We start from the raw sequence: 8,500 nt of genomic DNA, 5'->3' as shown, positions 1-8,500 counted from the left end.
GACAACCGCTTCGTCTTCGTTTGCGTGCCTGCGGGCTACGACGCTCCGGTGGAAAAGGGCGTGGTGCGCTATTTCCACCCGCTGCCCGCCGAGGGCAAATCCTGCGATTTCACGCTGCTCCGCCGTGCGGGCGACGACTCGCGGTACGGGTTCATCGCCATCGCCGATCCGCAGATATGGGCGCCGAAGGAGTTTGCGAAACTCGCGGCGGCGGCCGACGACATCGCCGCCACGGTCCGCAGTTACGGCGGTATGCCTTTCCACGGCATTTGCTGCGGCGACATTGTGTCGCACGACCATTCGCTTTACGGCCGGTACAACGAGGTGATGGAGCGTACGGGAATTACGTTCCGCAACGCGATGGGCAACCACGACATGGAGGTCTACGGACGCTCTTACGAAACCTCCTTCTCGAAGTTCGAGGAGATGTACGGCCCGGTCTACTATTCGTTCGACGTCGGACGCATCCACTACGTGGTGCTCGACGACAACTTCTTCATCGGGCGCGACTATTTTTACATCGGCTATCTCGAAGAGCGGCAGATGCGCTGGCTCGAAAAGGACCTTGCCCGCGTGCAGCCCGGTTCGACGGTGGTCGTCTGCCTGCATATTCCTTCGACCTGCGAGGAGCAGGACCGCAAGCAGTTCCGCTACGACCGCGCCGGATCGACGATGACCAACCACAGGGGGCTTTACGAAATTCTGAAACCCTACCGGGCGCATATCATTTCGGGCCATACCCATACGACCTTCAACCAGTCCATCGCCCCCGGTCTCTACGAGCATGTGACACCCGCCCTGAGCGGCGCATGGTGGCAGGGACCGCTCTGCACCGACGGCACGCCCGCCGGGTACGGCGTCTATGAGGTGAACGGCGACCGGATCGACTGGTATTACAAATCGACGGGTTATCCGGCGGATTACCAGATGAAAATTTACAGCGGCCGCGAATATCCCCAGTTCGAAGGGTACGCCGTGGCCAACGTCTGGGCCAGCGACCCGGCGTGGGAGGTCGAATTTACGATCGACGGCGTGCCGGTCGGTCCCGCCGAGCGGTTTCAGGCTTACGATCCCGCCGCGAAACAGCTCTATTCCGACACCAGTCAGATGGACCATAAATGGATTTACCCTTCGATTTCGGACCACTATTACCGCGTCGCGCTGCCCGAAGGGGCGAAGCGCGTCGAGGTGTCGGCTACGGACCGCTTCGGGCGGATCAGCCGGGCCGCAGTCGATTTAAAATAAGCGACCGAATATGAGATTTACCGGACTGAAATATTTGCAGCTGCTGGCGTGCTTGGGGCTGTTTGCATGCGGTTCCGCCGAGCGTTACGACGTGGTGATCGTCGGCGGGGGAGCGAGCGGAACGGCGGCCGGACTGCAAGCGGCCCGCATGGGGGCGCGAACCTTGATCGTCGAGGAGTTCGACTGGCTCGGCGGCATGCTCACCTCGGCGGGCGTGAGCGCCACCGACGGCAATTACCGCCTGCGCGGCGGCATCTGGGACGAGTTCTGGACGGAACTGGCCCGGCATTACGGTTGCGATTCGGCCTTGATGACGGGGTGGGTCAGCAACGTGCTGTTCGAACCCTCGGTGGGCGACAGCATTTTCAAGCGGCTCGTCGCCAGGGAGCCGAATCTCACCGTGTGGTACCGTTCGGCGGCCGAGACGGCCGAGCGCGAAAAGGATGTATGGCGGCTGGGTGTCCGGCGGGACGGCCGGCTCCGGCAGGTCGAGGCCGACGTGCTCGTCGATGCGACGGAGCTGGGCGACGTCGCCCGGATGGCAGGCGTCCCTTATGATGTCGGCATGGATTCGTCGGCCGTCACGCACGAGGATATTGCCCCGGCCGAAGCCAACGGCATCGTGCAGGACCTGACCTATGTCGCCGTATTGAAGGATTATGGCCGCGACGTCACGATTCCGCGGCCCGACGGGTACGATCCGTCGCTTTTTGCCTGCTGCTGCGTGAACGATCTTTGCGTCGCTCCGAAGGAGCCGCATCGACGGCAAATACATGATCAACTGGCCGATCGAGGGCAACGATTACTACGTGGACATGATCGACATGACGCCCGAAGAGCGGGCCGACGCCGTCCGCAGGGCCAAGAGTCATACGCTGTCATTCGTCTATTTCCTTCAGCATGAGCTGGGATTCAATACGTTGGGATTGGCCGACGACGAGTTCCCTACGGACGACCGGCTGCCGTTCATTCCCTATCACCGCGAGTCGCGGCGCATTCACGGCGCCGTGCGTTTTACGCTCAACGACATCACCGACCCCTACGCCGGAACGCTTTACCGTACGGCGGTCGGCGTGGGCGATTATCCGGTCGACCAGCATCATACCCGCTATTCGGGCTGGGACGATCTGCCCGACCTCTATTTCCATCCCATCCCCTCGTACGGTTTTCCGCTGGGCATCGTGATCCCCGCAGGATTTCCGGGGTTGCTCGTAGCCGAAAAATCGGTTTCGGTAACCAACCTCGTCAATGGCTCCACGCGCCTGCAACCCGTCGTGTTGCAGATCGGGCAGGCAACGGGAGCCTTGGCGGCGTTGGCCGCGGCGGCGGGCGTCGATCCGTCCGAAGTTGCGGTGCGCAGGGTGCAGGAGGCGGTGCTCGATGCGGGCGGCTACCTGCTGCCGTACCTCGATCTGCCGGCCGGTGATCCGCGTTTCAAGGCGATGCAGCGGATCGGCGTGACCGGAATCCTCAAGGGGCGCGGAGCCAATGTCGGCTGGGAGAACCAGACATGGTTCGACGCCGATCGGACGATCGCGGAATCCGAACTGCGCGAAGGGCTGCGTGAAGTCTATCCGTCGGTACGCTCCTCCGTTCGGGAAACGCCGGTCGACGGGGCGCTCCTGACGGCGATGCTGGCCGAAGCGCTCGGCAAGCCGGCCGGGGACATTGCGGCGCAGACGGAGCGCGCCGCCGCCGGACTGCTCTCCGGTTACGATCCGGCGCGTCCGCTCACGCGACTCGAATGCGCGCTGCTGATCGACGCGGTGGCCGATCCTTTCCATGCGGCCGAAGTCGATATTTACGGAAACTACAAACGAAAATAGCTTTTAATTTTCCATGAAAAAATTGCTGACTGTATGCCTGCTGGCCTTTGCCGCGGCAGGTGCGACCGGCTGTCGGAGTGCCGCCGAGGGGGTGAAACCCAAACTGATGTGGCTCGACTGTTCGGCCAACTGGGTGCGTTTCAGTTACCCCGATTCGATCCGTTATTATGTGAACAAGTGCCGGGAGGCCGGCATGACGGCGCTGGTGCTCGACGTCAAGGGCACTTCGAGCGAAGTGGTGTATCCCAGCGAATATGCGCCGCAAGTTCGTGAGTGGAAGGGCTTTACCCGTCCCGATTTCGACTTTGTGGGAACTTTCGTCGATGCCGCGCACGATGCCGGACTGGAGATTTACGGTTCGTTCAACACCTTTGCCGAAGGCAACGGCGTATTCCGCCGCGGACTGATCTACGACGGTCATCCCGAATGGCAGGCCGTGAACTATGTTCCCGGCAGGGGATTGATGCCCCAGCTGGAGATTCCGGACAAGAAGGTGCTGTTCGCCAATCCCGCGCTTTCTGCCGTTCAGGATCACGAAATCGCCATTTTCAAGGAGGTGGCGCAGAAGTACGATTTCGACGGCCTGCTGCTCGACCGCGGCCGTTATGACAATATCCAGTCCGACTTTTCGGATTTCTCACGCAGAGAATTCGAGGCCTATATCGGGAAAAAACTGGATCGTTTTCCGGAGGATGTCTATGCGTGGGAGGAGGACGGCGACGGCGGCTGGAGACGTATCGACGGCCCTTATTTCAAACAGTGGATCGAGTGGCGCGCGTCGGTGATCTACAACTTCTTCAAACGCACCAAAGAGGAGCTGAAAGCCGTGAAGCCCGGTCTGAAATTCGGCGCTTATACGGGCGCGTGGTATCCGTCCTATTTCGAAGTGGGCGTCAATTGGGCCAGCAATACGTACGATCCTTCGCAGGACTTCGCATGGGCCACGCCCGAATATAAGAATTACGGATATGCCGAACTGCTGGACATTTTCACCAACGGCAATTATTACTGGAACGTGACCGTCGACGAGTACCGCCGCAGCAACGGCCTGCATAAGAACGAGACCGACAGCGAGATGTCGAAAGGCGACCACCTCAGCGTTGAGGGCGGATGCCGCTATTCGCGCCGTCTGCTGGGCGGCAGGCCCTTCTTCGGCGGTATGTATGTCGAAGATTACAAACGCGATACGACCCGGTTCAAGCGGGCCGTGGAGATGAATCTCCGCGAGTCCGACGGGCTGATGGTGTTCGACATCGTACATATCATCAACCGCGACTGGTGGGGACCCTTGCAGCGGGCCGTCAGCGCCTATGAAGCGGAGGCGAAGCAATGAACCGACGGCTGATTTTTGCGGTGCTGGCGCTGTTGTGCGCCGGCGCCGTTTCCGCCCAGGAGCGGACAGAGGCGCCCGCCGCGTCGTCCGAGGTGCGCTATGTCGGACGTACGCAGACAAACGGCGGCGACGTGAGTTTCGACTGGAGCGGAACCTGTTTCGAGTGTCGTTTTACGGGCGGCTCGCTGGCGATGCGCGTTTCGGATACGAAAAAGAATTACTACAATCTGACCGTCGACGGCCGCGACGCCGGTGTCGTTACAACGTTCGGGACGGATTCGGTCGTGGTGCTGGCCGAGAAGCTGGGGCGCGGCGAACATACCGTGCGGATGCAGAAACGCACCGAAGGCGAGCAGGGGCGCACGACGATCCATGCCTTCCTGCTTGACAGGGGACGGCGTCTGCTGCCTGCGGCGCCCGCGCCCGGACGGCATATCGAATTTATCGGCAATTCGCTGACCTGCGGTTACGGGACCGAGGGGCTTTCGAAGGACGAGCCGTTCAAACCTCAAACCGAGAACTGCAACAAGGCGTATGCCTGCATCATCGCCCGTTATTTCGGCGCCGACTATACGCTGATCGCCCATTCGGGACGCGGCGCGGCACGCAATTACGGCGATAAGAACGCCACTTCGCAGAATACGATGGCCGACCGCATCGCCAATACGTTCGACGAGGCGGCGGAACCGGCGTGGGATTTCGCGGCGTCGCCGTACCGTCCCGATCTGGTCGTCATCAATCTGGGGTCGAACGACTTTTCGACCCTGCCGCATCCTTCGCGCGATGAGTTTGCGGCCGCCTATACCCGTATCCTGCAAACCCTGCGCGGCGCTTACGGCGACGAAATGCCGATCCTCTGCGTGGCGCCGCGCGTCAGCGAACCGGCCTTCACCTATATCCGCGACTTGTGTCAGTCCGGCGTCGTGCCGAACCTCCATTTCGCGGCTATCCTGCCCGGCTACTGCAACGACGGGAGCGAACTCGGATCGTCGGCCCATCCCAATTATGCGGGACATCGCAAGATGGCGATGCTGCTGATTCCCTACGTTTCGACGCTGACGGGGTGGGAGGCGGAGATCAAACCGATCGAATAGGCGTTTGGCCGTATCGCGGTTTTTTGCTGCTTTTGTCCTCGGTCAGGATCGTGAACTCCGGAATTTCACAATAACAAATTTATAGAAACAAAGGTGCAGAACGGGAGCAACAACCTCTGCGGCTGCAAAAAGTTGATCTGTCTTTATATCAATTCTAACCTAAACCTAAAAAGAACCGATGTCTGCAAATTCCCGAAAAGTGTCGCCGTTAGCATGGGTTCCCACGCTCTATTTTGCGATGGGACTCCCCTTCATTATCGTAAACATGGTGGCAACGCTGATGTTTCGAGGGCTGGGTATCGACGATGCCCGCATTACGCTTTGGACTTCGCTGATTATTTTGCCGTGGTCGCTCAAACCCTTTTGGAGTCCCCTGATGGAGATGTTCAGGACCAAGAAGTTCTGGGTCGTCACCACGCAGCTGGTTTCGGGGCTGGGACTTGCGCTGGTTGCCATGTCGCTTCCGTTTCCCAACTTTTTCCCTTACGTCATCGCCCTGATGACGGTTGTGGCTTTCAGCGGCGCGACACACGACATCGCCACCGACGGCGTCTATATCACCGAACTTTCCAAGGATTTGCAGGCTAAATTTATTGGTTGGCAGGGAGCCTTTTACAACATCGCCAAGGTCTTCGCCATGGGCGGATTGGTCTATCTGGCCGGTGCGCTTAAGGATCATGTCGGAATCGTGCAGGCGTGGATGGTCGTGATGGGCCTTTGCGGCGGCATTCTTTTTCTGCTGGGGCTGTACCACATCCGTATGTTGCCTTCAGGCGGCATCGCGACGGCCCATGCCGACAGTTTCGGCGGCGCCATGCGCGAAACGAAGCGCATCTTTCTGGAATTCTTCAAGAAGAAATATATCTGGATCTATTTCGCATTCATCCTTTTCTACCGCTTCGCCGAAGGTCTGGTCATCAAGATCGTACCGCTGTTCCTCAACGCTCCGCTCGATCAGCAGGGCATGGGGCTTACCGAACAGCAGATTGGACTTTATTACGGTACCTTCGGCGTGATCGCCTTCGTCGTGGGGTCCATTCTGGGCGGCTATTTCATTTCGTGGCTCAAACTGCGGCGTGCCTTGTTCCCGCTGGTCTGCATCTTCAACGTTCCGTTCGTGGTCTATGCGCTGCTGGCATGGTTTCAGCCTTCGAGTCCCGTGTTGATCTGCGCAGCCATCGTGTTCGAATATTTCAGTTACGGATTTGGCTTCGTGGGGCTTACACTCTTTATTATGCAGCAGGTGGCGCCTGGTTCGCACCAGATGGCTCACTATGCTTTCGGGTCGTCGCTTGCCAACCTTGGCGTGATGCTTCCGGGTATGATCAGCGGCTGGCTCTGCGACAGCTTGGGCGGTTATCACTACTTCTTCATGTGGGCGCTGCTGGCCACGGTTCCCGCCTTCCTGCTTGCCGCGCGCATTCCCTTCACCTATCCCGATACTGAAGAGGTGACAGCCGAGGAGGTCGACAAAGAATTGATCAACGAATGAAAAGATCCCGTGCGACGATGGACAACAACCTGAAGATCGTAGGTCCGGCCATGTCAGATCTGCCGTGGAAGATCGTCCTGCCGGCGCAGAGCGTTATCCTGCCGCTATTGCCTCCGCTGCCATCTTGTTTGCCGCAGTCTTTCCGCAACCATGCAGGTTGGGAGCCTTTATCGGGCAGCCCTTTTGAGGAAAGCCATGTCAATAGCAGCGGGCGACCTCTTTGAGTTGCGGATCGCGTGCCATGTCGTTGGGATTCGTTCCGGGAATATCCTGGGGAATCTCCTCTCCCAATCCGGCAAACAGTTCTGCCCAGAACCGGGGTAACGATCCGTCTGCCGCGAGGAAATTCATCGGCCGGGCCGGAAATCGTCTGCTGCCGTCCGGGGCGAGGTAGCTTTCCCATACCAGTTCGCTGCAATACATCTTGCCGTTGTCCGGTCGGAACGAGTAATCGTAGGGCTGTCCGATGAATTTTCGCGCCCGCTCTATCGCTGCCGCGACGCCCGTCGTGTCGCGCAGACGCATTACCGTAACCGCAGGCCGTCCGTCGATTCGGGCGGAGCGTGCCAGAAAATCGCCCAGGGCCGTGACCCACACACCGCCGTCGCTCGTGGCCTCCAGTACCGAATCGACCCCGTGCGACCGCACCGCTATGCCTACGTGCGAGTAGTTCAGTTGTCGCTCTTTGCCTGTCGCGGCAGTGATCGCTCCGGTCATTTCCGATGTTTCTCCGACCTGAAACAACAAATCTCCCGGGTGCAAACAAGGGGCGTTTCGGGTGCAGGAAAAGCCGCACAGTAATATACCTATATATAATAACAATCGCATGGGTATTGTTTTGAAATTGTTTCTGCAAAGATATTAAAATATTTTTACAACTAACTCGCTGATCCATAATCGGGTGAGAAAAAGACGTGAAAATTGTCGAAAAAAAGTCCCGGAATTATTTGGAAGTTGCCTGGAAAAGTCCTTATCTTTGCACCCGCTTCGAGAGAGAAACACCGCTCGAAAGCGACAAAAACAGGTTCTGAAAAATTTTGGAAAAAGTTCCGAAATCCTTTGGAGATTCAGAAAAATGACTTACCTTTGCACCCGCTTCGAATGCAACACACGGTTTGAAGCGATACGAAAAAAGGTTCTGAAAAAATTCTGAAAAATTCTTTCAAAAAGATTTGGTGGTTCGAAAATAAACACTTATCTTTGCACCGCTTTCCGCTGAAAAATCGCGGTCAGAACAGCGGGAGAGGCCGAAAGGCGGACCCCGGAGAAATAAAAGAAATTGTTCTTATAGTAATATATTGAACAGCGTTCTTTGAAGTATTTGAGCAGCTAAAAGTTTTTTCCACTCTTGCAAGAGAGTGATTTCAAACAATACCTTTGAGATTAGAGCTAAAGATTTATAACAAAACATTTTTTTACAATGGAGAGTTTGATCCTGGCTCAGGATGAACGCTAGCGGCAGGCCTAACACATGCAAGTCGAGGGGCAGCACGGTGTAGCAATACACTGG

Annotated in this window: 6 protein-coding genes, 1 rRNA gene and 1 pseudogene; 7 read left to right on the top strand and 1 reads right to left on the bottom strand. The window is 57.8% G+C overall.

Annotation, left to right across the window (positions count from 1 at the left end; all coding sequences use genetic code 11):
* From BHV64_RS07010 to BHV64_RS06985, 6 genes and pseudogenes are all read left to right on the top strand, one after another.
* The coding region (locus tag BHV64_RS07010; protein WP_288115679.1) for a calcineurin-like phosphoesterase family protein at positions 1-1,245 on the top strand (1,245 nt) is incomplete at its 5' end.
* 10 nt (positions 1,246-1,255) lie between these two features.
* A pseudogene (locus BHV64_RS07005) lies at positions 1,256-3,071 on the top strand (FAD-dependent oxidoreductase).
* Positions 3,072-3,084: 13 nt separating this feature from the next.
* Positions 3,085-4,404, top strand: coding sequence for an alpha amylase family protein (locus BHV64_RS07000; RefSeq protein ID WP_195637399.1), 1,320 nt, complete (start codon positions 3,085-3,087; stop codon positions 4,402-4,404).
* The gene (locus tag BHV64_RS06995) at positions 4,401-5,498 is read left to right on the top strand and encodes an SGNH/GDSL hydrolase family protein (protein WP_147620243.1); all 1,098 of its coding nucleotides are present in this window, start codon (positions 4,401-4,403) and stop codon (positions 5,496-5,498) included. Before BHV64_RS07000 ends, BHV64_RS06995 begins: the two co-directional genes overlap by 4 nt.
* 178 nt (positions 5,499-5,676) lie before the next feature.
* On the top strand, positions 5,677-6,990 hold the full coding sequence (locus BHV64_RS06990) for an MFS transporter (protein ID WP_138265081.1): 1,314 nt from the start codon (positions 5,677-5,679) through the stop codon (positions 6,988-6,990).
* Between the two features lie 17 nt (positions 6,991-7,007).
* On the top strand, positions 7,008-7,214 hold the full coding sequence (locus BHV64_RS06985; protein ID WP_217727774.1) for a hypothetical protein: 207 nt from the start codon (positions 7,008-7,010) through the stop codon (positions 7,212-7,214).
* Here BHV64_RS06985 and BHV64_RS06980 read toward each other — a convergent pair.
* Entirely contained in the window at positions 7,189-7,707 is a 519-nt protein-coding gene (locus BHV64_RS06980; RefSeq protein ID WP_254886409.1) for a YiiX/YebB-like N1pC/P60 family cysteine hydrolase, read from the bottom strand. The genes BHV64_RS06985 and BHV64_RS06980 overlap by 26 nt on opposite strands.
* A gap of 700 nt (positions 7,708-8,407) precedes the next feature.
* On the opposite strand from BHV64_RS06980, the gene BHV64_RS06975 reads away from it, so the two are divergent.
* A 16S ribosomal RNA gene (locus BHV64_RS06975) occupies positions 8,408-8,500 on the top strand; the annotation flags it as partial.

Origin of the sequence: Alistipes sp. 56_sp_Nov_56_25, from assembly GCF_001915285.1 — a bacterium.
Classification (GTDB): domain Bacteria; phylum Bacteroidota; class Bacteroidia; order Bacteroidales; family Rikenellaceae; genus Alistipes; species Alistipes shahii.
This window is presented reverse-complemented; position numbering and strand designations above follow the sequence as displayed.